Annotated in this window: 22 protein-coding genes and 2 pseudogenes; 19 read left to right on the forward strand and 5 right to left on the reverse strand. The window is 72.7% G+C overall.

Features of this window, described 5'->3' with window-relative positions; translation table 11 throughout:
- Positions 1–38 precede the first annotated feature (38 nt).
- From acs to BS75_RS22875, 3 genes are all read right to left on the reverse strand, one after another.
- Positions 39–2024, reverse strand: a complete 1986-nt coding sequence (gene acs / locus BS75_RS22865; RefSeq protein ID WP_034089593.1) for an acetate--CoA ligase — start codon at positions 2022–2024, stop codon at positions 39–41.
- A 163-nt stretch (positions 2025–2187) separates the two neighbouring features.
- Positions 2188–2919 carry a carbonic anhydrase gene (locus BS75_RS22870; RefSeq protein WP_052069625.1) on the reverse strand — a complete coding sequence of 244 codons (732 nt, stop codon included), beginning with the start codon at positions 2917–2919 and terminating at the stop codon, positions 2188–2190.
- Between the two features lie 211 nt (positions 2920–3130).
- Positions 3131–4123, reverse strand: coding sequence for an ATP-binding protein (locus BS75_RS22875; RefSeq protein WP_034089594.1), 993 nt, complete (start codon positions 4121–4123; stop codon positions 3131–3133).
- Positions 4124–4307: 184 nt separating this feature from the next.
- Between BS75_RS22875 and BS75_RS22880 the strand changes: the two genes are divergently transcribed.
- Entirely contained in the window at positions 4308–5306 is a 999-nt protein-coding gene (locus tag BS75_RS22880) for a Fic family protein (protein ID WP_034089595.1), read from the forward strand.
- A 356-nt stretch (positions 5307–5662) separates the two neighbouring features.
- On the opposite strand, the gene BS75_RS22885 is transcribed toward BS75_RS22880, so the two are convergent.
- On the reverse strand, positions 5663–6496 hold the full coding sequence (locus BS75_RS22885) for an HAD family hydrolase (RefSeq protein WP_169790770.1): 834 nt from the start codon (positions 6494–6496) through the stop codon (positions 5663–5665).
- Positions 6497–7403: 907 nt separating this feature from the next.
- On the opposite strand from BS75_RS22885, the gene ssd reads away from it, so the two are divergent.
- The 7 genes and pseudogenes from ssd to BS75_RS52285 all read left to right on the forward strand — a co-directional run.
- On the forward strand, positions 7404–8522 hold the full coding sequence (gene ssd / locus BS75_RS22890; RefSeq protein WP_081982524.1) for a septum site-determining protein Ssd: 1119 nt from the start codon (positions 7404–7406) through the stop codon (positions 8520–8522).
- Positions 8519–9721, forward strand: a complete 1203-nt coding sequence (locus BS75_RS22895) for a TadA family conjugal transfer-associated ATPase (protein WP_042437443.1) — start codon at positions 8519–8521, stop codon at positions 9719–9721. Before ssd ends, BS75_RS22895 begins: the two co-directional genes overlap by 4 nt.
- A complete protein-coding gene (locus BS75_RS46825) occupies positions 9718–10974 on the forward strand; it encodes a type II secretion system F family protein (RefSeq protein WP_052069626.1) in 1257 nt (418 codons plus the stop codon). The genes BS75_RS22895 and BS75_RS46825 overlap by 4 nt, the downstream gene beginning before the upstream one ends.
- The gene (locus tag BS75_RS22905; RefSeq protein WP_034089596.1) at positions 10971–11786 is read left to right on the forward strand and encodes a type II secretion system F family protein; all 816 of its coding nucleotides are present in this window, start codon (positions 10971–10973) and stop codon (positions 11784–11786) included. Before BS75_RS46825 ends, BS75_RS22905 begins: the two co-directional genes overlap by 4 nt.
- A gap of 37 nt (positions 11787–11823) precedes the next feature.
- Complete coding sequence (locus BS75_RS52280; protein WP_408022549.1) at positions 11824–12144, forward strand: DUF4244 domain-containing protein; 321 nt, start codon at positions 11824–11826, stop codon at positions 12142–12144.
- Positions 12145–12286: 142 nt separating this feature from the next.
- The gene (locus BS75_RS22915) at positions 12287–12619 is read left to right on the forward strand and encodes a TadE family type IV pilus minor pilin (protein WP_042437441.1); all 333 of its coding nucleotides are present in this window, start codon (positions 12287–12289) and stop codon (positions 12617–12619) included.
- 107 nt (positions 12620–12726) lie between these two features.
- Positions 12727–12951, forward strand: a pseudogene (locus BS75_RS52285) (Rv3654c family TadE-like protein); the annotation flags it as partial.
- A gap of 77 nt (positions 12952–13028) precedes the next feature.
- Here the strand turns inward: BS75_RS52285 and BS75_RS22920 are convergent.
- Positions 13029–15458, reverse strand: a complete 2430-nt coding sequence (locus BS75_RS22920; protein WP_081982526.1) for a DEAD/DEAH box helicase — start codon at positions 15456–15458, stop codon at positions 13029–13031.
- A 120-nt stretch (positions 15459–15578) separates the two neighbouring features.
- Between BS75_RS22920 and BS75_RS22925 the strand changes: the two genes are divergently transcribed.
- The 11 genes and pseudogenes from BS75_RS22925 (at position 15579) to BS75_RS22975 (ending at position 25653) form a co-directional block, all read left to right on the forward strand.
- Positions 15579–15920, forward strand: coding sequence for an STAS domain-containing protein (locus tag BS75_RS22925; protein WP_034089597.1), 342 nt, complete (start codon positions 15579–15581; stop codon positions 15918–15920).
- A 94-nt stretch (positions 15921–16014) separates the two neighbouring features.
- Positions 16015–16452 carry an ATP-binding protein gene (locus tag BS75_RS22930; RefSeq protein WP_034089598.1) on the forward strand — a complete coding sequence of 146 codons (438 nt, stop codon included), beginning with the start codon at positions 16015–16017 and terminating at the stop codon, positions 16450–16452.
- Between the two features lie 635 nt (positions 16453–17087).
- Entirely contained in the window at positions 17088–17984 is an 897-nt protein-coding gene (locus tag BS75_RS22935; protein WP_081983348.1) for an urea transporter, read from the forward strand.
- A gap of 77 nt (positions 17985–18061) precedes the next feature.
- The gene (locus BS75_RS22940) at positions 18062–18367 is read left to right on the forward strand and encodes an urease subunit gamma (protein WP_034089600.1); all 306 of its coding nucleotides are present in this window, start codon (positions 18062–18064) and stop codon (positions 18365–18367) included.
- Positions 18368–18372: 5 nt separating this feature from the next.
- Positions 18373–19407, forward strand: coding sequence for a sirohydrochlorin chelatase (locus BS75_RS22945; RefSeq protein ID WP_231607870.1), 1035 nt, complete (start codon positions 18373–18375; stop codon positions 19405–19407).
- Positions 19404–19779, forward strand: a pseudogene (locus BS75_RS52290) (urease subunit beta); the annotation flags it as partial. The gene BS75_RS22945 and the pseudogene BS75_RS52290, both read left to right, overlap by 4 nt.
- A 244-nt stretch (positions 19780–20023) precedes the next feature.
- Positions 20024–21748, forward strand: a complete 1725-nt coding sequence (gene ureC, locus BS75_RS22955) for an urease subunit alpha (RefSeq protein ID WP_034089602.1) — start codon at positions 20024–20026, stop codon at positions 21746–21748.
- Positions 21749–21809: 61 nt separating this feature from the next.
- Positions 21810–22529 carry an urease accessory protein UreF gene (locus BS75_RS22960; protein WP_042437476.1) on the forward strand — a complete coding sequence of 240 codons (720 nt, stop codon included), beginning with the start codon at positions 21810–21812 and terminating at the stop codon, positions 22527–22529.
- 51 nt (positions 22530–22580) lie between these two features.
- Positions 22581–23213, forward strand: a complete 633-nt coding sequence (gene ureG, locus BS75_RS22965) for an urease accessory protein UreG (protein ID WP_034089603.1) — start codon at positions 22581–22583, stop codon at positions 23211–23213.
- A 12-nt stretch (positions 23214–23225) separates the two neighbouring features.
- Complete coding sequence (locus BS75_RS22970) at positions 23226–24173, forward strand: urease accessory protein UreD (protein WP_034089604.1); 948 nt, start codon at positions 23226–23228, stop codon at positions 24171–24173.
- 127 nt (positions 24174–24300) lie between these two features.
- On the forward strand, positions 24301–25653 hold the full coding sequence (locus BS75_RS22975) for an ammonium transporter (protein ID WP_034089605.1): 1353 nt from the start codon (positions 24301–24303) through the stop codon (positions 25651–25653).
- Positions 25654–25753 lie beyond the last annotated feature (100 nt).

The raw sequence follows: 25753 nt of genomic DNA on the forward strand, positions 1-25753 counted from the left end.
CTCGGCGGTCGGTGCGCGTGCTCGGTGCGCGCGGTGGGTCAGCTCTGGTCGGTACCGCCCGGGAGCTGGCTCTGGATCAGGTCCATCACCGAGGAGTCGGCCAGCGTGGTGGTGTCGCCGACCGCGCGGCCCTCGGCGATGTCGCGCAGCAGCCGGCGCATGATCTTGCCGGAGCGGGTCTTCGGCAGCTCGCTGACCACCTTGATCATCTTCGGCTTGGCGATCGGGCCGAGCACCTTGGCCACGTGGTTGCGGAGCTCGGCCACCAGGTCGTCACTGTCGGCGGCGGTGCCGCGCAGGATCACGAAGGCGGCGATGGCCTGACCGGTCGTCGCGTCGGTCGCGCCGACGACGGCGGCCTCGGCCACCTTCGGGTGCGAGACCAGCGCCGACTCGACCTCGGTGGTGGAGATGTTGTGGCCGGAGACCAGCATCACGTCGTCCACCCGGCCGAGCAGCCAGAGGTCGCCGTCCTCGTCCTTCTTGGCGCCGTCGCCGGCGAAGTAGCGCCACTCGGGCTCGGCCGGGTCGTGGCCGGTGCCGAAACGGGACCAGTAGGTGTCCAGGTAGCGCTGGTCGTCGCCCCAGATGGTGCGCAGCATCGACGGCCACGGCTCGGTCAGCACCAGGTAGCCGCCGCCGCCGTTGGGCACCTCGTGCGCCTCGTCGTCGACCACGGTCGCCGAGATGCCGGGGAGCGGGGTCTGCGCCGAGCCGGGCTTGGTCGCGGTGACGCCCGGCAGCGGGCTGATCATCATCGCCCCGGTCTCGGTCTGCCACCAGGTGTCCACGATCGGGCAGCGGTTGCCGCCGATGTGCTCGCGGTACCACATCCAGGCCTCGGGGTTGATCGGCTCGCCGACGCTGCCGAGGATCCGGAGCGAGGACAGGTCGAACTTGGCCGGGATGTCGTCACCCCACTTCATGAACGTCCGGATGGCCGTGGGGGCGGTGTACAGGATGGTGACGCCGTACTTCTGGACGATCTCCCAGAAGCGGCCCTGGTGCGGGGTGTCCGGGGTGCCCTCGTACATGACCTGGGTCGCGCCGTTGGCCAGCGGCCCGTAGACGATGTAGGAGTGCCCGGTGACCCAGCCGATGTCGGCGGTGCACCAGTAGACGTCGGTCTCCGGCTTGAGGTCGAAGACCGCGTGGTGGGTGTAGGCGGCCTGGGTGAGGTAGCCGCCGGTGGTGTGCAGGATGCCCTTGGGCTTACCGGTGGTGCCGCTGGTGTAGAGGATGAACAGCGGGTGCTCGGCGTTGTGCGGCTGGGCGACGTGCTCGGTGGACTGACGGCCCGTGATCTCGTCCCACCAGACGTCCTTGTCCGCGTTCCAGGCGGTCTCCTGGCCGGTACGGCGGACGACCAGCACGTGCTCGACGGTGGGGCAGCTCAGCACGGCCTCGTCGATGGCGGGCTTGAGCGCGGTGGGCTTGCCGCGGCGGTAGCCGCCGTCCGCGGTGATGATCAGCTTGGCGTCCGCGTCCTGGACGCGGGAGGCGACGGCCTCGGCCGAGAAGCCGCCGAAGACGACGGAGTGCGCGGCGCCGATGCGGGCGCAGGCGAGCATCGCCACGGCCGCCTCGGGGATCATCGGCAGGTAGATCGCGACCCGGTCGCCCTTGGCGACGCCGAGCTCGGTGAGGGCGTTGGCAGCCTTGGAGACCTCGTCCTTGAGCTCCGCGTAGGTGATGGCGCGGCTGTCGCCGGGCTCGCCCTCGAAGTGGATGGCCACCCGGTCCCCGTTGCCGGCCTCGACATGGCGGTCCACGCAGTTGTAGGCGACGTTGAGCTCGCCGTCGGCGAACCACTTGGCGAAGGGCGGGTTGGACCAGTCGAGGGTCTCGGTGGGCTCGGTGGCCCAGCTCAGCCGGCGCGCCTGGGCGGCCCAGAATGCCAGCCGGTCCTCCTTCGCCTCGGCATAGGCGGCTGCGGTGACATTGGCGGCGGCGGCGAGCTCGGCGGGCGGGGTGAATCGACGCTCTTCCTTGAGCAGGTTTTCCAGGCTTTCATTGCTGCTCAACGCGCACTCCTCATTCGAGTCTTGGGCGCGGGCGTCCCGTGGTGTCCCGTCGTCCCAGTGGTGGTCATGGCCTAGCTCACCAGGATGCGGCCGCGCTGACAAGACTCCTCGGCGAATTGGTGTAGACCTCTGTCCGATTCTCGGGTGCGATCGTCGGTCCAGGTCAGGCGGCGGACTCCAGGTGGGGTCGGACCGGATCGAAGGTACGCCTGTTGTGGGACAGCACGTACGTCTGCGCCTTCGCGAAATCGAAGTACAGCCCGGTCAGCCGAAGCCCGCCGGCCGCCGCGCGCCGCCGGACGGAGGGGTTGGCGGCCAGATTGTCGAGCTGCTGGACGACGTTGGTCAGGCAGAGTCGCTCCAGTGCGTCGGCCGACCCGCCCCCGGCGATCCGGGCCGGGGAGTGCCGGACCCGCTGCAGCGAGTCCTGCCCGTGCCGCAGCCAGCGGGTCAGCGGCGTGCGCGCCAGCCCGTCCCGGCGGTGCGCCCCGTGCAGCAGCGACTGCATGGCGCCGCAGCCCGAATGGCCGCAGACGGTGATGGTGCCGACCTCCAGGATCTCCACCGCGTACTCGATGGCGGCGGCCACCGAGTCGTCCGGCGGCGGGACCAGGTTGCCGATGTTGCGGACCGTGAACAGCTCGCCCGGTCCGCTGTTGGTGATGACGTTGGGGACGAGCCGGGAGTCCGCGCAGGTGATGAACAGCTGCGAGGGCGACTGGCCCTCGCGGGCCAGCCGGGCCAGCTCGGGCTGCAGCCCGGGTGCGGTGTGCTGCTGGAACTCCCGGACGCCGCCGAGCAGCTGCTCGCAGGGGAGCGGCTGCTCGGCGGGGAGGAACTGCTCGGGCGGGAGGCCCTGCTCGCGGTGGAGGCCCTGCGGGCCGATGCTCTGCATGGGTCGCGTCTCCTGGTGACGAGGACGGCGTGGCGACATGAGCGCGGCAGGGGTGGGCCACGGTTAACCAAGTGTCGGTAAATGAAGAGTAATGAATCCTTTACTTTGATGAGGGCTGCGGCCCGCCGAATTCACCCGACCGGGTGTCAGCCCGCTGTGGCCGCTGCGCTGCTGTGGTCGCGGTGGTGCCGCCGTGGCGTGGCCGGGTTCGTCAGGCCGGCACCGAGGCGGCGGTCCGGGCGTCCTCGCCGAGCACGAAGTCCGGGTCCACCTGGTCGGCCAGGTCCTGTCCGGTCTTGGCGTTGCCCCAGCTCTCCGCGTTGCGCAGGTGGAAGCGCACCATCTGCTCGGTGTAGCGGGCCCAGTCGCGCTGCGCGTAGGAGTCGTCGACCGCCCGGTGCAGCAGCCGCAGGGTGTCCAGGTTGCCCGGTTCCAGCTCTGCGAGCCGGGGCGCCCGCCCCTGCTCGGCCCGGCGCACCCAGTCGGACTGGCCCAGCCAGCCGATCAGGTCCGCCCCCACGGTCTCGCGCAGGTACGCCACATCGTCCTCGTGCTGCACCTTGTTGCCGACGACCCGCAGGTTGATCCCGAAGTCCGCCGCGTACTCGCGGTACTGCCGGTAGACCGAGACGCCCTTGCGAGTGGGCTCGGCGACCAGGAAGGTCAGGTCGAAGCGGGTGAACAGGCCGGAGGCGAAGGAGTCCGAGCCGGCGGTCATGTCGACCACCAGGTACTCCCCGGGCCCGTCCGCCAGGTGGTTGAGGCAGAGCTCCACCGCGCCGACCTTGGAGTGGTAGCAGGCCACCCCCAGGTCCTCCTCGGCGAACGCGCCGGTGGCCATCAGCCGCAGCGGGGCCCCGTCGACGCTGACCTCCCGGGCGCAGAGGTCGTACACGGGGTTGGACTCGGCGATCCGCAGCAGCCGGGAGCCGCTGCCGGGCGGGGTGGTCTTGATCATTGACGCGGCGTCCGCGATCCGGGGATTGCCGCCGCGCAGGTACTCCTTGATCTGCGGGAGGTGCGTCCCCATCGAGGGCATGGACGCCGCCTGCTCCTCCGTCAGTCCCAGGGTGGTCGCCAGATGCTGGTTGATGTCGGCGTCGACGGCGATCACCGGGGCGCCTGCTGCGGCCAGATGGCGGACGAGGAGGGAGGAGAGGGTGGTCTTGCCGCTGCCGCCCTTGCCGACGAAGGCGATCTTCATGGGAACTCCGGGGTGCTTACTGTGGAGGGCGATGCTCGCAGTGCCTGCGGGGAGCAGTCTGCTGCCAGGGTCTCGGCCGAGTCTTATTGAAAAGCGTTATCGTCACCGATAGTGGTCATCGTAGCGATTGAAAACCGCTTCGTGATCGGGTTTGACGCACTGTTGACCCTTTCGAGGGAGCGTGATGCCACGCCCCGAGGCGCCCCCGTGCACCCGCGTTACGTACGCTCAGGGCGTGAGCACTCCTTCCGTGGACCCCCTCGAACCACTCGCGCACCTGCCCGGCGTCGCCGAGTCCGTCGCCGAGGCCCGTCGCGCCGTGGACCGCCTCTACGGCCACCGGGTGATGCGCCGCCGCGCGGGCGAGGTGACCTCCGAGTCCGCGCTGCGCGGAGCCCGTGCCTCCGCCGCGCTCGACGGCGCCGACTGGCCGCTGGAGGAGGTCCGCCGCCGTACCGACTTCGGCAGCGACCCGGAGGCCCGGGTCGTCGGCGGGGCGCTGCGGCTGAACGCCGAGGCCGGACAACTGCTCGGCACCTGGCGGCACTCGCCGCTGCAGGTGCTGGCCCGGCTGCACCTGCTGGCCTGCGGCGACGATCCGCAGTCCGCCGAGGCCGCCGGCGCCGGACGCCCGCGCCGCGGGGACGAGCCCGCGGCGCCGCTGTTCGGCCCGGCGCTGCCGGTGGCCGATGAGGTCGAAGGAGCGGCGCCGCTGTTCCCCGAGGCCGTCGCCGGCGGAGCGTCGGCCGACACCTTCGAACTGCCGGCCGCGCCCGGCCCGGAGGAGGTCGCCGCCCGGCTGGACGGGCTCGCCCGGCTGCTGGCCGCCCGGGGCGGGAAGAAGCACCCGAACGAGAGGACCGCGCCCGCCCTGGTCGTCGCCGCCGTCGTCCACGGCGAACTGATGACCCTGCGGCCGTTCGCGGCCCACAACGGCCTGGTCGCCCGCGCGGCCCAGCGGATCGTGCTGATCGCCGAGGGCCTCGACCCGCAGGCCATCTGCCCGTTGGAGGTCGGCCTGGCCGAACTGGGGACGGACGCCTACCGCAACGCACTCGCGGGCTACGCCTCGGGCAGCGAGCAGGGCATGGCGCTCTGGGTGGTGCACTGTGCGGCGGCACTGCGGTTGGGCGTGCGGGAGAGCACGGCGGTGTGCGAGGCGATGCAGCGCGGCATGGTCTGAGCCGCCGTCAGCGTGCCTCCGGGCACAGCAATGCGGCGGCACCGTCACAGTGCCGCCGCTGGCACAGATTCCGAGTGACCATGCGTGCGCCAGGAATGCCCATCCGGCTGGGATCTTGCCCGTTGGCCGGGTGCGGCGGCCCGATCGCGGGTCGGCTGCACGTGGGTGCTCGGTCTCTGTGCTCGGTCCGTGGGGCCTGAAACTCAGTGGGCCGGTGCTCTGGTCCACCCGGTCTCGCGGGCCGTCTGTCTTCCTTTGTAGCGCGGTTCCGGGCAAAGCGGAACCCGGGGGCGCATTTCTTTACCTTCCGCCCGGCGCCGGGCGGGTCGCCGCCGGGCAGCTCGGCGCCGGAGGGCTCAGCTCGGCTGCGTCCGGCGTCTGGCGGCGTACCAGACCAGTCCGGCGGTCGCGGCTGCGGCGCCCACGGCTGCGGCGGCCAGCACCGGCCGGCTGCGGACCGCCGTCAGCGAGGGGCTGCGCTGCTTGAGCCGGACCGGCCGGTCGAACAGCAGCACCGGCCACTCCCGGGCCAGCGCCTCGCGTCGCAGTCCCCGGTCCGGGTTGACCGCGTAGGGGTGACCGACCGCCTCCAGCAGCGGCAGGTCGGTCACCGAATCGCTGTAGGCGTAGCTGCGTTCGAGGTCGTAGCCCTCGACGGCGGCGAGTTCGCGGATGGCGACGGCCTTGTTGCCGGCGTAGGCGTAGAAGTCGATCTCGCCGGTGTAGCAGCCGTCGGCCTCGGTCATCCGGGTGGCGATGACATGGTCCGCCCCGAGCATCTCGCCGATGGGCTCCACGATTTCGGAGCCCGAGCTGCTGACGATCACCACGTCGCGTCCGGCGATGTGGTGCTCCTCGATCAGCGAGGCTGCCTCGTCGTAGATCAGAGGGTCGATCAGCTCGTGCAGGGTCTCGGCGATGATCTCGCGCACCAGTTGGACGTTCCAGCCCCGGCAGAGCGAGGACAGGTACTGGCGCATCTTCTCCATCTGGTCGTGGTCCGCGCCACCGGCCAGGAAGACGAACTGGGCGTAGGCGCTCTTGAGTACGGCCCGGCGGTTGATCAGGCCGCCCCGGTAGAGCGGCCGGCTGAAGGCGAGTGCGCTCGACTTCGCGATCACGGTCTTGTCGAGGTCGAAGAAGGCGGCGGTCCGCAGCTGCCGGGCGAGGGGCGCCGGGGCTGCGGGGATCGGCTGGCGCTGGGGGTCGCGGTGGGTGTCCACGAAGACGAGGATAGGAGCTCGCACGGACAGCGTGCGGTGCGGCGGTCGCACCGGGGCGGGCGCGGTGGCGGAGAACCGTCGGCAGCGGCCGCCGGTCCTCGAATCGCGCGGGTCCGACTGACCGCAGAGTTCGATTCCGGTCGCCATTCCGGCTGTTCTTCCGATCACGCTTCTCGGGTCGCTCCCGGCGATTCTTCCGCGGGCGCTTCCGACGGTGGCTGGCGCGGTACTTCCACCGGTGATTCGGCGCCTGATTCCGGTCGTGATTCCGGTCGTGATTCGGAGGGTGATTCGGGCCGTGATTCCGGGGCCCACCATTCGGCCCAAGGGCCGGCCCGCTGGTTTGCTCGGGAAGGGCCCCGGGTACACCATGGAGGTCACGGCTCGTTCGCGACCGTGTCGCCCCGGTCTGGCTCCTCCCCCCCGAGTCGGACTGTGGAGGACGACCCCCGCTCTCCCCCCCCGGCGGGGGTCGTCGCACGTCCGAGCCGCCTGGTGAGTAGCCGGTCGGCAGTGTGCCCCGGCGCCGACGGCGCCCCGGGCCGCTCCCTCGGAGCGTGTCCGCCGACTGCCCGGACCGGCCTGTCGCCGGCCTGTCGGCGATCCGCCGCAGGAGCTGTCCGCCCCCGGTCGAGGTCGCCCTGGGGGCGTTGTCGGACACGGTGTCAATCCCGTGCACGATAAGTCACCCGAGCGGGTGGCGGGCTTTTCCACACCCCTTGGTTTCTCCACAGATCACGGTCCCGCTTCCCGGCCGGTCCGTGAATCGCGGCAGGGTTGCTGACAGCTCAAGAACGCCCGCCGCGAGCAGCACCGTGAGCGCCGTTCACCACCCAGCGCGACTCACCGCGCATGCTGCCCGGGGGAGAGAACCATGTCCGGATCCGGCCAGGGGACACAGTCCGCCGTACCGTCCGCAGACCCGCCGTCCGAGGGGCCGTTGCTGGTCACCGAGGACGATCAACTCATCGAGCAACTGCTGCGCATCTGCGCCGCCGTCGGCGCTGTGCCGCAGGTGGTGTGCGGTGCGCCGCCGGGTCGGCAGGCCTGGGAGACGGCGCCGTTGGTGCTGGTCGGCGACGATGTCGCGCACCGCCTCGCCGGGCTGGCCACCCGTCCGCAGGTGCTGCTGGTCGGACGCGACCTGGACGACGTCGGGGTCTGGCAGCGCGCCGTCGTCATCGGGGCCAGGCACGTCGTCTTCCTGCCGGACGGCGAGCTCTGGCTGCGCGACCGGATCGCCGATGCCGCCGAGGGCGTCGGGCCGCAGGCGCTCACCGTCGCCGTGCTCGGCGGACGCGGCGGGGCCGGGGCCTCCACGCTCGCCTGCGCCCTGGCGGTCACCGCCGCCCGGGAGGGCCACCGCACGGTCCTGATCGACGGCGACCCGCTCGGCGGGGGCCTGGACATCCTGCTCGGCGGGGAGTCCGAGGCCGGTCTGCGCTGGCCCGACCTGGCCGGCTCGCGGGGGCGGGTCAGCGCCGTCGAGCTGGAGCGCTCACTGCCTCGGATCCATGAACTGCTGGCCCTCAGCTGGGATCGCGGCGACCTGCTGACCATTCCGGTGGAGGCGATGCGGACGGTCCTGGGCGCCGCCCGCCGACGCGGTGGCGTGGTCGTGCTCGACCTGCCCCGGCGCATCGACGAACCGGCGGGCGAGGCCCTGGAACAGGCCGACCTGGGGCTGTTGGTCATTCCGGCCGAGCTGCGCGCCATGACCGCCTCCGGCCGGGTCGCGGCCGCGGCGCGGATGCGGCTCACCGACCTGCGTGCCGTCGTCCGGGGCCCCGCGCCCGGCGGAGTCACCGGGGAGGAGGTGGCCCGGGGCCTGCGGCTGCCGCTGGCCGGCGAGATCCTCGCCGAACCCGGGCTGAGCGGCGACCTGGAACGCGGAAGACCGCCGGGGGACCGGCCGAAGGGGCCGCTGGGGCGCTTCTGCTCCGCCTTCCTGACCGAGGCTCTGCCGAGCGCCGGAGCCGGGGTGGGGGCATGAGGCAGGGCCTGCGGTCCCCCGACGCCGGGCGCCAGCGGGAGGCCCTGGTGGACGCGGTGCGGCTGCGGCTGGCCGAGGCCGGTGCGGAACCGGGCACCACCGAGGTCGCCGCCGCGCTGCGGGCCCAGGGCCACCCCTACGGCACCACCGAGGTGGTGGAGCTGGTCCGGCAACTGCGCTCGGACATGGTCGGCGCCGGTCCGCTGGACCCCCTGCTCGCCGATCCGGCGGTGACCGACGTCCTGGTCAACGGCCCCAACGAGGTCTGGATGGACCGGGGCAACGGACTGGAACGCGTCCCCGACATCCGCTTCCCGGACCGCCAGGCGGTGCGGCGGCTGGCCCAGCGGCTGGCCACGGCCGCCGGACGCCGACTGGACGACGCCCGGCCCTGGACCGACGCCCGGCTCCCCGACGGCACCCGGCTGCACGCGGTGCTGCCGCCGGTCGCCGTCGGCTGCACCTGCATCTCGCTGCGGGTCAGTCGGGGCCGTCCGTTCACCCTGCCGGAGCTGGTCCGGGCCGGCTCGCTCAGCGAGCAGGGTGCGGCGCTGCTCCGCGCCATGGTCGGCGCGCGGATGTCGTACCTGGTCAGCGGCGGCACCGGGACCGGGAAGACCACGTTGCTGGCCACGTTGCTGGGACTGGTCGGCCCGGCCGAGCGGCTGGTCGTGGTCGAGGACTCGGCGGAGCTGCGACCCGACCATCCGCACGTCGTCCGGCTTGAGGGCCGACCGCCCAACCAGGAGGGAGCGGGCCTGGTCGACCTGCGTGACCTGGTCCGGCAGGCGCTGCGGATGCGTCCGGACCGGCTGGTGGTCGGCGAGGTCCGCGGTGCGGAGGTGGTGGACCTGCTGGCCGCGCTCAACACCGGGCACGAGGGCGGCTGCGGGACCGTCCACGCGAACGCCGCAGCGGACGTCCCGGCCCGGCTGGAGGCGCTGGCCTCGGCTGCCGGACTGGACCGGGCGGCGCTGCACAGCCAGTTGGCAGCGGCCCTGGACGCCGTGGTCCACCTGGTCAGGGACGGCGCCGGACGGCGGATGGCCGAGGTGCGGCTGTTACGGCGGGGCGCCAGCGGACTGGTCGACACCGAACCGGCGGCCTGGTTCGGGGCGGACGGGCGGATGCGGCGGGGCAGCGGATGGGCCCGGTTGGCCGGGCGCTGCGGAAACGACGAGCGATGGATGACGGGGTGAGCGGCGTGGAGAGCGACCTGGTGGGCGGCGCGGTGGGCGGAGCTGTACGGCTGGACGGACTGCTGGGAATGCCCGGCGAGATGCTGCAGGCGCTGGTCTCGGGGTTGGTGCTGTGCCTGGTGGGCTGGCTGGCCTGGCGGCTGAGCAGCCTGGACGAGGCGGTGCGCCGACGGAACCGGCTGTTCCCGGGGCGGCGGCGGGAGGCGCCGGACGGGGAACAGCCGGTCCAGGAGGCCCGCCGCAGCCGTCGGTGGCGCTCCCGGGGGCGGCCGGGCCCGCGTTCTGGACGGCGCTGGGGGCGGGGCTACGGGCGGCGGTCGGGACGGCGGCTGGGACGGCGGCTGGGACGGCGGTCCCCGCTCGGCCCCGGCTGGCTGCGGCCCCCGCCGCCGGAGCTGCTGTTGCTGCCGCTGGGGCTGCTGGCGGCCTGGCCGACCCACTCGCCATTGGTGGCCGCCGCCGCTGCCGGCGCCGTGGTGCCCGCGATACGGCTGCGAAGCCGGAAGCAGCGGGCGGCGCTCCGGGAGCAGCGCCGCGGGGCGGTGGTGGGGATGTGCGCAGCGCTCGCGGGGGAGCTGCGCACCGGGGCGACCCCGCAGCAGGCGGCGCGACTGGTGGGCGCGGAGCTCGCCACGGACGGGCGGCCGCCGGACGGAGCCCGCGGTGTTCCGGGCGTAGTGGGCGTCCTGGGCCGTTGGGGCCGGAGCCGGTCGGCGGGGCCGCCGCTGGACAGCACGTTGCTGTTGGCCGCTGTGCTCTACGGCGGGTCGGTGCCGGAGGCGTTCCGGGCCATGGCGGCCCTGCCCGGTGCCGAGGGCGCGGCCGGGATCGCGGCCTGCTGGGAGGTGGCCTCGTCCAGCGGAGCGGGCCTGGCTGCGGGGCTCGACCGCGTCGCCGAGGGGCTTCGGGCCGAACGTGCGCTGCACGAGACGGTGCGGGCGGAGCTGGCCGGACCGAGGTCGACGGCGGCGCTGCTGGCCGCGCTGCCGCTGTTCGGGCTGCTGCTCGGGGCCGGATTGGGCGCCGATCCGCTGCGGGTGCTGCTGCACACCCCGAGCGGCCTGGTCTGCCTCGCCCTCGGTGCGCTGCTGGAGTGCGCCGGGATCGCCTGGACCGGCCGAATCGCCCGGGGCGCGGAACTCGCGGTCCCGGAGCGGGCCGAGGGCAGCGGCCCCGGCCGCAGCGGCCCCGGCCGCAGTGGCAGCGGGTCATGGAGCACCCGCGCCGAGACAGGGACAGGAGCAGGAGCATGAGCGGATTGGTCTGGTTGGCGGCGGTGGCGAGCGGTGTGGCGGCGGCCCTGCTGGGCGGGGCCGGGGCGCTGGCTGCAGCCAGGGTGAGGGCGCGGTCCCGCGCCGCAGGGGTCCCGATGGAGCCGTTGCCCGGACACCGGTGGCGGCGCGGCCGGCCGGGTCGGTCCGCCGGGCGGACGGACGAGCGGCCCGGGCTGCCCCCGCAGACGGTCCGCTGCGTGACGGCGCTGGTCATCGGGGCCGGGGTGGCGGTGACGGTGGCCGGGCTGCGCGGGCTGCTGGCCGGCGTGCTGACGGCTGCGGTCGGCTACCGCTGGCTGCCGGACCCGCCCTCGGCCGAGCAGCGGCGGGCGAGCCGGGAGGCAGCCGCGCTCGCCGCGCAGCTGCCGCTGACCGCGGACCTGCTGGCCGGCTGCCTGGCGTCCTGGTGCGCCCCGGACGCGGCGGCGGTCGCGGTCGGCGCCGCGGTCGGCGAGCCGATGGCGTCCAGGCTGGCGGAGGTCGCCGCCGACCTGCGGATGGGCGGGGACGCGGAGGAGAGCTGGTCCCGCTTCGGCGCGGATCCGGTGCTCGCGCCGCTGGGCCGCTGCCTGGTCCGGGCCAGCGCCAGCGGAGCGCCGCCGGCCGCAGGGCTCGCCCGGCTCGCCGAGGGCTGCCGGGCCTCCGCCGCGACCGCCGCCCAGGCCCGGACCCGCCGGGCGGGCGTACTGGCCACGGCGCCGCTCGGGCTCTGCTTCCTGCCCGCCTTCGTGCTGATCGGCGTGGTCCCGGTGGTCACCGGGCTGGCCGGCACCTTCCTCGTCCACGCCTGAAGCGCGGCACCGTCGGAAACAGAACAGGAGAACCATCATGAGCAGTGCGTCCTTCGCCTCCAGGGTCACCGCGACCGGCGGCAGCAACCCCTCCTTCGGCACGCTGCTGCTGCGCCGGACCAGGACGCTGCCGCTGCTGGTCGCCGCCGTGGCCTGTGCCTGGCTGCTGCACCTCGGCCACCTGGTCCGCTGCCGGACGGACCGGCACCGGGCGGACGCCGGGATGACCACCGCCGAGTACGCCGTCGGCACCGTCGCGGCCTGCGGCTTCGCCGCGCTGCTGTACAAGGTCGTCACCAGCGGGGCGGTGTCCTCGGCGCTGTCCGCCCTGATCACGCGGGCCCTCAGTGCGGTCTGACCGGCGGTCCAGGTCCCGGTGCCGCCGCCGACCCCGCTTCCGCCGCCGACCCGGGTACCGCTGCCGACCCGGGCTCCTCGGCCCCGGGCTCCTGGGTCGGTCCACCGGTGACCTGGGCCGGTCCACCGGTGACGGCGGGTTCGTGACGGCGGAGACGGCGGTGCTGCTGCCGGTCCTGGTCGCGCTGACCGCCGTGCTGCTCTGGGGTGTGCTGGTGGGCGCGGCGCAGATCCGCTGCGTGGACGCGGCCCGGGAGGCCGCCCGGGCCGCAGCCCGGGGCGACCCGGCGGGGCGGGTGGCCGCGGTGGCGCAGGCCGCAGCCCCGAAGGGGGCCCGGGTCGCCGTCAGCGAGCAGGGCGACACCGTCCGGGTCGAGGTCTCGGCCCGCAGCCAGGGGCCGGGCGTGCTGGGCGGAGTGCTCTCGCTGCCGGTCTCGGCCTCGGCCTCGGCCCTGCGCGAGCCGGGGGACCCCTGATGCGCCGCCCGGGGCCGGAGCGGGAGACAGGCTGCCCGGGGCCGGACCGGGAGGCCGGCAGCGCCTCGATCTGGCTGATCGCGCTGGCGCTGCTGGCGGGCTGTGCCATGGTCGCCGGGCTCGGCCTCGGCGCGGCGGTCGCCGCGCGCCACCGCGCGGAGTCCGCGGCGGACCTGGCGGCGCTGGCGGCGGCCGACCGGATGCTGATGGATCCGGCGGCAGCCTGCGGCGAGGCGGCCCGGGTCGCCCGGGCGCAGCAGGCCCGGCTCACCTCCTGCACGGTCCGCAGCGACTGGCAGCAGGACTCGGTGGAGGTCTCGGTCGAGGTTCCGGTGTCCGGCCTGCTGTTCTCGGGGCTGCCGCCGGCCAGGGGCCGGGCCCGGGCCGGACCGCTCTTCGCTGCCGGCGGCTATGCCAGCAGCGTGCTGAGCAGCCGGACGGCCCCGGCCTTGTCCAGCGGATCGTTGCCGTTGCCGCACTTGGGCGACTGGATACAGGAGGGGCAGCCGCGCTCGCACTCGCAGGCGGTGATCGCCGCCAGCGTCGCGCCGAGCCAGTCGCGGGCCCGCTGGTAGCCGCGTTCGGCGAAGCCCGCCCCGCCCGGGTGGCCGTCGTACACGAAGACGGTCGGCAGGCCGGTGTCCGGGTGGACCGGGGTCGACACCCCGCCGATGTCCCAGCGGTCGCAGGTCGCGAAGAGCGGCAGCAGGCCGATGGAGGCGTGCTCGGCGGCGTGGGCGGCCCCGGGCAGCTCCTCGGGGAGGATGCCCGCCGCGTCGAGCTGCTCCTCGGTCACGCACCACCACACCGCCCGGGTGCGGAGGGTGCGCGGCGGCAGGTCGAGCTTGGTCTCGCCGAGGATCTCGCCGGTCAGCGGCCGCCGCTTCAGGTACGAGACGACCTGGTTGGTGACCTCGACCGAGCCGAAGCACAGCCGGGCGTCGCCCCACTTCACCTCGCTGTCCGTCTCCAGGATCCGGATGGCGGTGGTGTCCCGGGCGACGGTGCTGTAGTTCGGGTCCGCCTCCACGACCAGGGCCACGGCCTCGTCCAGGTCGAGCTCCCGGACGAGGTAGGTACGGCCCTGGTGGAGGTGGACGGCGCCGGTGTGGACGGCGGTGTGGGCCGAGGCGGCGTCCACCGTGCCCAGCAGACGCCCTGTGTCGGCCTCCACGACCCGTACCGGGGGTCCGCCGGTGGTTCTGATGTCCACGGCGTCCGCGGCCCGCTCACGCCGCGTCCAGTACCAGGTGGGGTCCTTGCCCGGCTCCTCGCGCCGGCGCAGCATCCCGCGTCGCTCCAGCTGCGGCAGCAGCAGCGGCGTGGACGGCCCGAACAGGTCCAGGTCGGCCCCGGTGAGCGGCAGTTCGGCGGCGGCCGCGCACAGGTGCGGGGCGAGCACATGCGGATTGTCCGGGTCCAGCACCGTCGACTCGACGGGCTGGCGGAACAGGGAGTCGGGATGGTGCACCAGGTAGGTGTCCAGCGGGTCGTCGCGGGCGATGAGGATCGCCAGTGCGCCCTGGCCGCCGCGTCCGGCGCGCCCGGCCTGCTGCCAGAGGGAGGCGCGGGTGCCCGGGTAGCCGGCCAGCAGCACCGCGTCCAGCCCGGAGACGTCCACGCCCAGCTCCAGCGCGCTGGTGGAGGCGAGGCCGAGCAGTCGGCCGGAGTGGAGGGCGCGTTCGATGGCCCGGCGCTCCTCGGGCAGGTAGCCGCCCCGGTACGCGGCGACGCGCCGCGCCGTGTCGGAGCCGGCGGCCTCGGTCAGCCGCTCCTGGGCGATCACCGCCAGCAGCTCGGCCCCGCGCCGGGAACGGACGAAGGCCAGCGTCCGGGTCCGGTTCAGGACCAGGTCGGTGAGCAGGTCGGCGGCCTCGGCGGTGGCGGACCGGCGGATCGGTGCGCCCTGCTCGCCGTGGAGCTCGGTGAGCGGCGGCTCCCACAGGGCGAACACGGTCTCGCCGCGCGGCGAGCCGTCGTCGGTGACCTCGGCGACCGGCAGCCCGGTCAGCCGTTCGGCGGAACGGCCGGGCTCGGCGGAGGTGGCGGAGGCCAGCAGGAAGACCGGGGCGGAGCCGTAGCGGGCGCAGATGCGGCGCAGCCGGCGCAGCACCTGGGCGACATGGGAGCCGAACACCCCCCGGTAGGTGTGGCACTCGTCGATGACGACATAGCGCAGGGCCCGCAGGAACGAGGCCCAGCGGGTGTGCGCGGGCAGGATGCCCCGGTGCAGCATGTCCGGGTTGGTGAGCACCAGCGAGGCGTACTGGCGGACCCATTCGCGTTCCTGGAACGGGGTGTCGCCGTCGTAGGCGGCGGCGCGCACCCGGTCGAGCCCGTCGTCGGCGGCGTGGCGCAGCTCGTTGATCCGGCGCAGCTGGTCGGCGGCCAGCGCCTTGGTCGGCGACAGGTACAGGCAGGTGGCGCCCCGGCCGTTGGGCGCCTCGGTCCCGTCGAGCAGGCCGCTCAGCACGGGCGCCAGGTAGGCCAGCGACTTGCCCGAGGCGGTGCCTGTGGCGATCACCACATGGCTGCCGTCGAGGGCGAGCCCGGCGGCCTCGGCCTGATGGGTCCACGGTTGGTCGATTCCGGTGTCCCGCACAGCCGCGACGACCTCGGGCCGGATTGCTGACGGCCAGTCCGCCCAGCGGGCGACGCGCTCCGGGATGTGCTCCGTATGGGTGAGCCGATCTTGCCGTCCTCGGGCCTCCGTCAGCCTGACGAGAACGGTCGCGGGCGAGTCCGGGCGCGGCTTCATCGGGACCAAGTCTGTCATCAGAGCGGTGGAGATTCGTCCTAAGGCGTCGTGCTGCCCTGGTCGTAAGTGGTTGAATGCCATCGCGGCACTACTTCGGCGTGACAACTTCGAAGTGGGCCAAGATTCGCAACAATGCCGTCGCGGCAGTGTGCCCCGCACCAGCGGGCTGTGGTGACGCGAGAGCAAGGTGCTGGAGGTTCCGTGGACCTGTCCCTGTCGACCCTTACCATCGGCGACCGCACGGTCGTCAATGTCGGGGGCGAGATCGATGTGTACACCGCCCCGAAGCTGCGTGAGCAGCTCGTCGAGCTTGTCAACGAGGGGCACTACCACCTGATCGTGGACATGGAAGGCGTCGACTTCCTGGACTCGACCGGGCTGGGAGTGCTCGTCGGCGGGCTCAAGCGGGTACGTGCCCATGAGGGTTCGCTCCGTCTGGTCTGCAACCAGGAGCGCATTCTCAAGATTTTCCGTATCACCGGGCTCACCAAGGTGTTCCCCATCCACGGTTCCGTGGACGAGGCCGTAGCCGCTAACGACTGACCCGCTCGCAGATCGAGTCAGTCATCGCGACACCCGGGGCCCCAGCTGCTGAGGCCCCGGGCCGGTCGGAGAAAGCTACCTTCGAGGGGGAGCCATGGCCACTGTCGAACTCCGATTCAGTGCGCTCCCGGAGCACGTACGGACCGCGCGGCTGGTCGCCGCCGCCGTCGCCCGCCGGGCTGGAGTCGACGAATCCGTTCTCGACGAGGTACGCCTCGCCGTGGGCGAAGCATGTTCACGCGCGGTCGGACTGCACCGGCGCAACGGTCTCGACGAACCCGTTCGAGTGAAACTCGTCGAGCAGGAGAAGCGGTTCTTCATCGAGGTCGGTGACGGCGTCGGTGGCAAGAACTCCGTCGACGGCCATAAGTTCGCGGACGGTTCCGACGCCGCGGCCGAGGACTCCGCCGAGGCGGCCATGGGCCTGGCTGTGATCAGCGGCCTGGTGGACGACCTCGACATCGGCAGTGACGAGGACGGAGGTCTGGTCAAGATGAGCTGGCCGGTCGCCGTCCACCCCGTACTGCCCTGAGCCCGGATCCGACTGTCGCTGCTGGTTGACGTCGCGTCGACTGACGGCGGGTCGGCTGACGGCGTATCCGTTGACGTGGCGTCGGCTCGCCGCCGTCCGGACGCCGACGAGCCGGAGAACCAGGTTCCCAGCAGCAGCCGTAGCTGAGTGCTGACGTCCCCTCGGCCTGCCCCGCGACTGCGAAGGCCCCAGGGAAGGCCGCCGGATGCGGGCCTCGGCCGCCCCGCCGAGCGGCGCCGGCAGCGGGTCGCCGGTCATCAGCCCGCTCCAGTCCTGACCTGCAGCCCGTATGCGGCGCGGGCAGCCGGCACCCCGAGCGTCACCCCGGTCGGTCGGTGGCCGGGTGACGCACAGTCCGGTCCGGCCGCGCCGACCGGGGCATCGGGTCGCGGGCATCGGGTCGCGGGCATCGGGTCGCGGCCCGGGACACCCGAACGGAGCACCGGGACCCGACCAGTTGGTGACGCGTGGTCGATTTGTCCGTGTTTCATGGCTTATGACACTTATCTGATGTCTATGGTGAAGGCCAGTCCTCGTCGTGCCTTCCCAACGCCCCGGAGCTCAACGTGTCGTCCGCCGATCCAGTGGAGTCGCCATCCGGTCCGGTGCGGCGACCCGTGGACCTCGTGTTCGCCATGGTGCGCGGCGTGGGCCAGGTGGACCTGCAGCCCTCCCTGCTGACCGGCGCCCTCATCCTGGCGTCGCTCTGGGTGGCGGGCTGGCAGATCGGCCTCTTCGCGACGATCGGCACGGCGGTCTCCACCGTGACGGCCGTCGTGCTGCAGGTGGACCGGAACAGCATCGCGCAGGGGCTCCAGGGCTACTGCGGCTGCCTCACCGGGATCGCTCTGGTGGCCTCGCTCGGCAACCACCTCTCCACCTACCTGCTCGCCGTCTGCGGCGGGTTCCTGTGCACGGTGCTGACGGCCACCCTCGGGACGTTGACGGCCCCCTTCGGGCTCACCGCGCTGACCGCGCCGTTCTGCGTGATCTCCGGGGTGATGGTGGCCGGGGCCTCGTCCTTCTCCCGGATCTGGCACGGCGGCCCGGCGACGGCGGTGACCAGCACCACCCAGGGCAGCACCCGGCTCTCCTGGAGCATCCTCTGGCACGCCTTCCTCGACAACGTGTCGGAGGTGTTCCTGGTCAGCGACTGGAAGACCGGCCTGATCATGCTGATCGGGCTGGCCTGCGCCGGCTGGCTGGTGGTGTCGTTCGCGGTCGTCGGAAGCCTGGTCGGCATCCTCGCCTCCTGGGCGCTGGGGGCGCCGACGTCCCTCGTCGCCGAGGGCATCTACGGCTACAACGCGGTCCTGGTGGCCGTCGCCATGGGTGCGGTCTACCTGCGGCCGGGGGCCTGGAACACGGCCTACGTCCTCGTCGCGGGGTTCGCGTCGACCGGTCTGACCGCCTCGGTGACCTCCCTGTTCAAACCCTTCGGCGGTCACACCTTCACCTGGCCCTTCATCCTCACCACCTGGGCCTTCATGGCGGCGGTCCCCGCACTGCCGCGCTTCCGGCGGGCCGAGTGACCGGTTCGGCTCCGCCGCAGCGGTGACAGCACGTCGCCTCTCCCACCCACGGTCCCCACGCCTGAGAGGTACCAACAATGAATCTCGCCCCCCGTGAGATCGACAAGCTGCTCGTCTATGTCGTGGCCGACCTGGCCCGCAAGCGCCAGGGCCGCGGCCTCAAGCTGAACTTCAGTGAATCGGTGGCGCTCATCAGCGAGGCCATCCTGGAAGGCGCCCGCGACGGCAAGACCGTCGCCGACTGCATGGAACTCGGCCGGCACGTCGTCGGCGCCGACGACACCATGCCCGGGGTGCGCGAGATGCTGCCGCTGCTCCAGGTCGAGACCACCTTCGCGGACGGCACCAAGCTCGTTTCCTGCCACGACCCCATCGGGGGCTGAGGCGCGTGGCCGGCGGCAGTGGCGTGGTCGCCGTGTGCGGCCACGAGAGCGACGGCGGCAGCGCGCTCCGGGACCTCCTGGCGCCGGGACCCGGGCCGACACCCGGGCCGACACCGGGACCGGTACCGGGGCCGGGGGAGTTCCCGTTGTCCCTGGTGACGGGCGGCCGTGAACTCCTGCAGTGCATCCGTGACCTGCTCCGGCGCCAGGGCCCGGACGATCGCCAGGAGCCGCTCTGCGTCGTGCCGATGACCCTGGGGCGTGATCCCGAGCTGGTCGCGGATGCCGCGCGCACGCTGCTGGCGCTGCCGGTCGAGGAACGCGACCGGGTGGTCCTCGCCGAGCCGTTCGGCACGGCCCAACACCTGGTCGGCTGGCTGCGGGCGGCGGCCAACCGGGTGCCGGTCGAGGCCGGACTGCTGGTCACCGCCCCGTCCGGCGGGCCGTTCGAGGACGCGGAGCTCTTCCGGATCGCCCGACTGGTACGCCAGTACGGTCGGCACCGGATCGTCGAGGTGGCCTTCACGGACGGTGACCCCGATCCGGCCGAGGGCGCGCGCCGCTGCCGTCTCCTCGGCGCCCAGCGGGTGGCCCTGCTGCCCGCCGCCTTCGTCCAGCCCCAGCCCCAGCCCCAGCGGCAGCCCCGGCCCGCCCAAGCCGAGGCGATCCTCCCGGTCGGTCCGCTGCTCCCGGCTCCGGCGCTGCTGCGCGTGGTCGACGCGCGGGTGACGGCGGCGCGGAGCCGCCGGCGCGACCGGGGCGAGAGCGGAATCGCCGCCGGCCTCTCGGCCGCCCACGGCCACGGCCTGAGCCACAGTCACAGCCACGGCGACCAAGGCGACCACGGACACAGCCACGGCGACCACGGTCACGGCGACCACGGCCACGGCGACCACGGTCACGGCGACCACGGCCACAGCCATCACAGCCACGACCACAGCGACGTTCCGCCGGGCCGGGACCAGTCCCCGCAGTTCCCCGGTGACAGCGGCAAGCCCTGCGCGGCCCTCGCCGCCCACGCGAGAAGGAGCACTCCATGACATTCGGTCAGAAATACCTCTACGGCGATGATCCGGTCGAGATCAACGCCGGACGGCGCACCCTCACCGTCTCGGTCCAGAACACCGGGGACCGGGCCGTCCAGGTCGGTTCCCACTTCCACTTCTTCGAGGTCAACTCGGCCCTGCTGTTCGACCGGGTGGCGACCCTCGGCATGCACCTCAACATCCCCGCCGGCACCTCCGTCCGGATCGAGCCCGGCGGCACCAAGGAGGTCGAGCTCTGCGAGTTCGCGGGAACCGGCCGGGTGGTCGGCTTCAGCGGCCTGCTGAACGGCAGCGTCCGCTCACTGCCCGCGCGCGTCGAGGCCGTGCGCAAGGCCATCGAGGACGGCTTCCAGGGTGCCCAGAACAGCACGCTCGACGGCGGCCCGGGGGCCGTACCCGCAGCGAGCCCCGTCGGGAAGCCCGAGGTCAAGCCGACAGTCAAGCGGACGGCCAAGCAGACGGCCAAGCCCGCAGCCGAGCCCGCCGACAAGGCCTCGGCGAAGAGCACCGGCAAGAGCACCGCCAGGACCACGACCAAGACCGCAGCCAAGAGCTCTGCCAAGACCACTGGCAAGGCCCCCGCCCCGTCCAAGAAGAAGGGTTCCCGCTGATGCCCATCCTGCCGCGCAAGCAGTACACCGACATGTTCGGTCCGACCGTCGGCGACCGGTTCCACCTGGGCGACACCAACCTGCTGGTCGAGGTCGAGAAGGACTGCAACGAGGGCTGCTACGGGGACGAGATCCTCTACGGCGGCGGCAAGACCCTGCGGGACGGCATGGGCGCCAACCCGCAGGTCACCTCGGCCCAGGGTCAGTTGGACCTGGTGATCACCAACGTCGTGGTGATCGACCCGGTCGTGGGCGTGGTCAAGTGCGACATCGGCATCAAGGACGGGCTCATCGCCGGGCTGGGCAAGTCCGGCAATCCGGGGACCCAGCGCAATGTCAGCCCGCACCTGGTCATCGGCGCCGGTACCGAGGTCATCGCCGGTGAGCACCTGATCGCCACGGCCGGTGCCATCGACAGCCATGTGCACCTGCTCTCCCCGCAGCAGGCGGAGCACGCGCTGACCAACGGCATCACCACGCTGATCGGCGGCGGCACCGGGCCGACCGACGGCACCAACGGCACGACCTGTACCCCTGGCCCGTACAACCTCGGCCTGATGCTCCAGGCGGTCGAGGACGTGCCGGTGAACATCGGCATCCTGGGCAAGGGCAACGGCAGCCTCCCGGGGTCGCTGCGGGAGCAGATCGAGGCGGGTGCCTGCGGGTTGAAGGTCCACGAGGACTGGGGGGCGACCCCGGCCGTGATCGACGCCTCGCTGACCGTCGCCGACGAGTACGACGTCCAGGTGTCCATCCACACGGACACCCTGAACGAGGCCGGCTTCTTCGAGGACACCCGTTCGGCGATCGACGGCCGGGCGATCCACACGTTCCACAGCGAGGGTGCGGGCGGCGGCCACGCCCCCGACATCATCCGGGTGGCCGGTGAGCCGAACATCCTGCCGGCGTCCACCAACCCGACGCTGCCCTACACGGTGAACTCGGTGGACGAGTTGCTGGACATGGTGATGGTCTGTCACCACCTCAGCCACGAGATCCCCGAGGACGTCGCCTTCGCCGACAGCCGGGTGCGGGCCGAGACCATCTCCGCCGAGACCGTCCTGCACGACCTCGGCGTGATCAGCATCATGTCGTCCGACTCCCAGGCCATGGGCCGGGTCGGCGAGTCCTTCACCCGCGCCTTCCAGACCGCGCACCACTGCAAGGACAAGCGCGGCAGCCTGGCCGAGGACAGCTCGCGCAACGACAACAACCGGGTGCTGCGGTTCCTGGCGAAGGTCACCATCAACCCGGCCATCGCCACCGGCATCGCCGACCACATCGGCTCGCTGGAGCGGGGCAAGCTCGCCGACATCGTGCTGTGGCCGATCCTCTCCTTCGGGGCCAAGCCGAAGATGGTGATCAAGGGCGGCATGGTCTCCTGGGCGCAGATGGGCGACCCCAACGCCTCGCTGCCGACCCCGCAGCCGGTCTACTACCGGGGGATGTTCGGCCAGAACGGCCGGGCCATGCAGTCGACGCACGCGACGTTCATGTCCCAGGCGGGCATCGCCGCCGGGATCCCGGCCTCGCTGGGCCTGGAACGCAGGGTGCTGCCGGTGAGCCGGACCCGCACCATCGGCAAGAGCGACATGGTCAGGAACAGTGCGCTGCCGACGATCGAGGTCGATCCGGAGACCTACAAGGTCTCGCTGGACGGCCATGTGGCGACCATCGACCCGGCCGCGAAGCTTCCGCTCACCCAGCTCTACTTCCTGGTCTAGGGCCGGGGAACAGGCACTCGTGTACACGGACAACGAAGCCGGCCAGGTCGGCGAGGGCCGGATCGACCTGGCCGCCGGCCGGGCCGGCGGCGGCACGTCCCTCGGAGCGCTGCTGGTCAGCCTCCAGCTCAGCGACTCGGCCTTCCCGAGCGGCTTCTACACCCTCTCGCACAGCCTGGAGGGCTTCGCCCAGGCCAGGGCCGTCGACGCGGAGTCGCTGCCGCTGCTGCTGGAGGACCTGCTGCGGCACAGCGTCGGCCCCGCCGACGCGACCGCCCTCGCGCTCGCCCACCGGGCCGCGGCGGCGGACGACTGGCAGCGGGTCGCCGGGATCGACGAGCACCTGTACGCGACCAAGCTCGGCCGGGAGGGCAGGCTGGCGTCCACCCGCACCGGACGCCAGCTGCTGGACCTGGCCGCCGAGGTCTTCGACCGGCCGGGGATCACCGGTTACCACCGGGCGGTCGTCCGCCGCGAGGCGCCCGGCACCCAGGCCGTCGCGGCCGGCGTCATCTACGCGGCCACCGGCGTGGCGGTCCGGCACGCGGTCGCGGCCGACCTCTACGCCTTCTGCGCCAGCTTCGCCGGTGCGGCCCTGCGGCTGCGGCTGACGGACCACCGGCGGGCGCAGGTGCTGATCCGGGGCGCGGCCCCGGTGATCGAGGAGGTGGTGGCCCAGGCGGTGCGCCGCGAACTCGCGGACGTCGGCGCCACCGCCTTCCTGGCGGACGTGATGTCAGGACAGCACGAGCGCGCGGAGGCCCGGCTCTTCGCGAGCTGAGCCGGCTCGACCGCCCATCACCCCTGAACCTCTAGGAAAGGCAGCACCACCATGGACGACAACGTTCTGCGGGTCGGCATCGGCGGCCCCGTCGGCTCGGGCAAGACCGCGCTCATCGAGGCGCTGGTCCCGCTGCTGATCGAGCGGGGCCACCGACCCTCCGTGATCACCAACGACATCTACACCCAGGAGGACGCCGAGCACGTCCGCCGCACCCTGGCCGGAGTGCTCGAACCCGAGCGGGTCGTCGGCGTGGAGACGGGCGCCTGCCCGCACACCGCCGTCCGCGACGACCCGACGATGAACCTGGCCGCGGGCGCCGAGATGCTGGAGCGCTTCCCGGACACCGACACCCTGCTCTACGAGAGCGGGGGCGACAATCTGACGCTCACCTTCAGCCCGGCCCTGGTCGACCTGTTCCTGTTCGTGCTGGACACCGCCGAGGGCGAGAAGATGCCGCGGAAGCGCGGTCCCGGGATCACCGACAGCGACCTGCTGGTGATCAACAAGATCGACATCGCCCAGTACGTCCGCACCAATGTCGCGACCATGGAGTCGGACGCCCTGCGGGTCCGCGACAACCGTCCGGTCGTGCTCACCGACTGCCTGACCGGCGAGGGCATCGACGAGATCGCCCGCTATCTGGAGTCGCGCCGCAGGGTCCTGCTCGGCAGCGCCTCCTGAGGGGCTGTGCCGATGACGCGTGACCGGCTGACCCCGTCCTACTACGAGCCGCTGCGGACCCCGCCCGAGGTGATCGGCTGGGCGTCCGAGCCGGACACCCTCGGCCCCGGCTCGCCCGCCAAGGTCGGCATCCTCGAACTCGGCTTCGAGGTCCTCGGCGGCCGCACCGAACTGGTCGAACGCTTCCAGAAGGCTCCGCTCCACATCGTCAAGCCGCTCTGGTACGACCCGAACCTGCCGGAGATGGCGTTCCTGATCCTGATGTCCAGCGGCGGCGGAGTCGCCCAGGCCGACCGCTACCGCACGGACGTCCGCTGCGGTCCCGACACCCTGGTCCATCTGACCACCCAGGCCGCCACCAAGGTCTACCGGATGGAGCACGACTACGCGACCCAGCTGGTGAACATCGACGTCGGACCCGGCGCCTATGTCGAGTACCTGCCGGACCCGCTGATCCCCTTCAAGGACGCCCGCTACTACCAGCGCACCGAGGTCACCGTCGCCCCCGGCGGGACCGTGGTCCTCGGCGACACCCTGACCGCCGGACGGCTCGCCCGGAACGAGCGGCACCAGTACCGGGTGCTCGCCACGGACCTGCGGATCATCCGCCCGGACGGCCGACTGCTCGCCGTGGACACCCTCCGGCTGCAGCCGGAGGATCCCGGCTCCGGCTCGAAGGGGGTGCTCGGCCCCGGCGTGCTGGCCGGCTACGACCACGTCGCCTCGCTGTTCGTGGCCACCGACCGCCGCCCCGCCGACGAGGTCGCCGACACCCTGCACCGGGCCCTGGCCGGGGCCGGGCTGCCCTACGGCGTCAGCGTGCTCCCCTACGACTGCGGGGCCTGGCTGCGCCTGGTCGGGGACGGCCCGGTCGAGGTGGCGCGGGCCCAGCGCACCGCCTGGGACGCCGTACGCCGACTGCTCATCGGCCGACCGGCGCCCGACCTGCGCAAGCCCTGACCGACCGTCCCAGGCCGTCCCAGACAGCTCCAGGCCGGACCGGACCGGCCCGTCCCAGGGGTCCGACCCTGTCCCAGCCCCCGTCCCAGCCCGTCCGGTCCATCGCAGTGAGGCAGGTAGCGTCCTGATGTACACCGCTTCTTCCCCGGTCATGCCGGCCGGCTACGACTCCGGCGACACCGCCTGGCTGCTCGCCTCCACCGCGATGGTGCTGCTGATGACGCCGGGTCTGGCGTTCTTCTACGGCGGTATGGTGCGGATCAAGCACCTGCTGGTGATGCTGAAGATGAGCTTCTCCGCGCTCGCCCTTGGCACGGTCGTCTGGTACCTCGTGGGCTACTCCCTCGCCTTCGGCCACGACGTCGGCGGGGTCGGCCTGATCGGCAACCTCGACCACGCCTTCTTCCGGGGCGTGCAGTTGACCACGCTCACCGGAGCCATCCCGACCTATGTCTACAGCACCTTCCAGATGGGCTTCGCCATCGTCACGGTGGCGCTGATCAGCGGATCCATCGCCGACCGGGCCACCATGAAGGGCTGGCTGGTCTTCTCGGTGCTGTGGCTGGTGATCGTCTACATCCCGCTCGCCCACTGGGTGTTCGACCCGCAGGGCTGGATCGTCGAGCAGCTCGGGGCGCTGGACTTCGCCGGCGGGCTGCCGGTCGAGCTCGACTCCGGGGTGGCCGGCCTGGCGGTGGCCCTGGTCCTGCGGGCGCCGCGGGACTTCGCCCGCCGGGAGGAGCGCCCCAACAACATCCCACTGGTCGTCATCGGCGTGGCGCTGCTGTGGTTCGGCTGGTTCGGCTTCAACGCCGGTTCGGCGCTGAACACCCAGGGCACGGCCGCCGCCGCGTTCATCAACACCCAGTTGGGCGCGGCCGGGGCGATGATCACCTGGCCGCTGGTGGAGAACTGGCGCACCGGTCGGGTCACCATGCTCGGGGTCGCCTCGGCGGCCATCGCCGGGATGGTGGCCATCACTCCGGCCTGCGGTGAGATCAATCCGACCGGCGCGGTGATCACCGGGCTGGTGGCGGGCGTGGTGTGCGCCTTCGCGATCACCCTCAAGTACCGCTTCGGCGTGGACGACACCCTGGACGTGGTCGGCGTGCACGGGTTCGGCGGCCTGACCGGTCTGATCATGGTCGGACTGTTCGCCACGGCCCGGATCAGCGGCCACAAGGGCCTGTTCTACGGCGGCGGATGGGGACTGCTGGGCAAGCAGGTGGTGGCGATCCTGGCCGTCGCGGCCTTCTCCTTCCTGCTCACCTGGATCATCGCCAAGGTGGTGGACGTCGCGGTCGGCTTCCGCTCGGCCGAGCAGTACGCGGTCGTTCCGGGCGCGGACGAGGAGCGGGCCTACGACTTCGCCACGGCGGAGCGCCTGGGCGCGCTGGTCTCCGACCGGCCGGTCCGGAGCGACGACGAACTGGTGCAGGAGATCCGGAAGTTGCTGCGGGCCCGGGAGGAGGGCTCCTGATCCGACTGCCCCGGCCGATGGCGCTGAGGCGCCGTCAACGTCGCCCTGCGGCTGGGACGGCAGTGCCGGAGGGGCCGTGCGGACGACCCTGGTGCGGGTG

It is taken from the genome of Streptacidiphilus albus JL83, assembly GCF_000744705.1.
Taxonomy (GTDB): Bacteria; Actinomycetota; Actinomycetes; order Streptomycetales; family Streptomycetaceae; genus Streptacidiphilus; species Streptacidiphilus albus.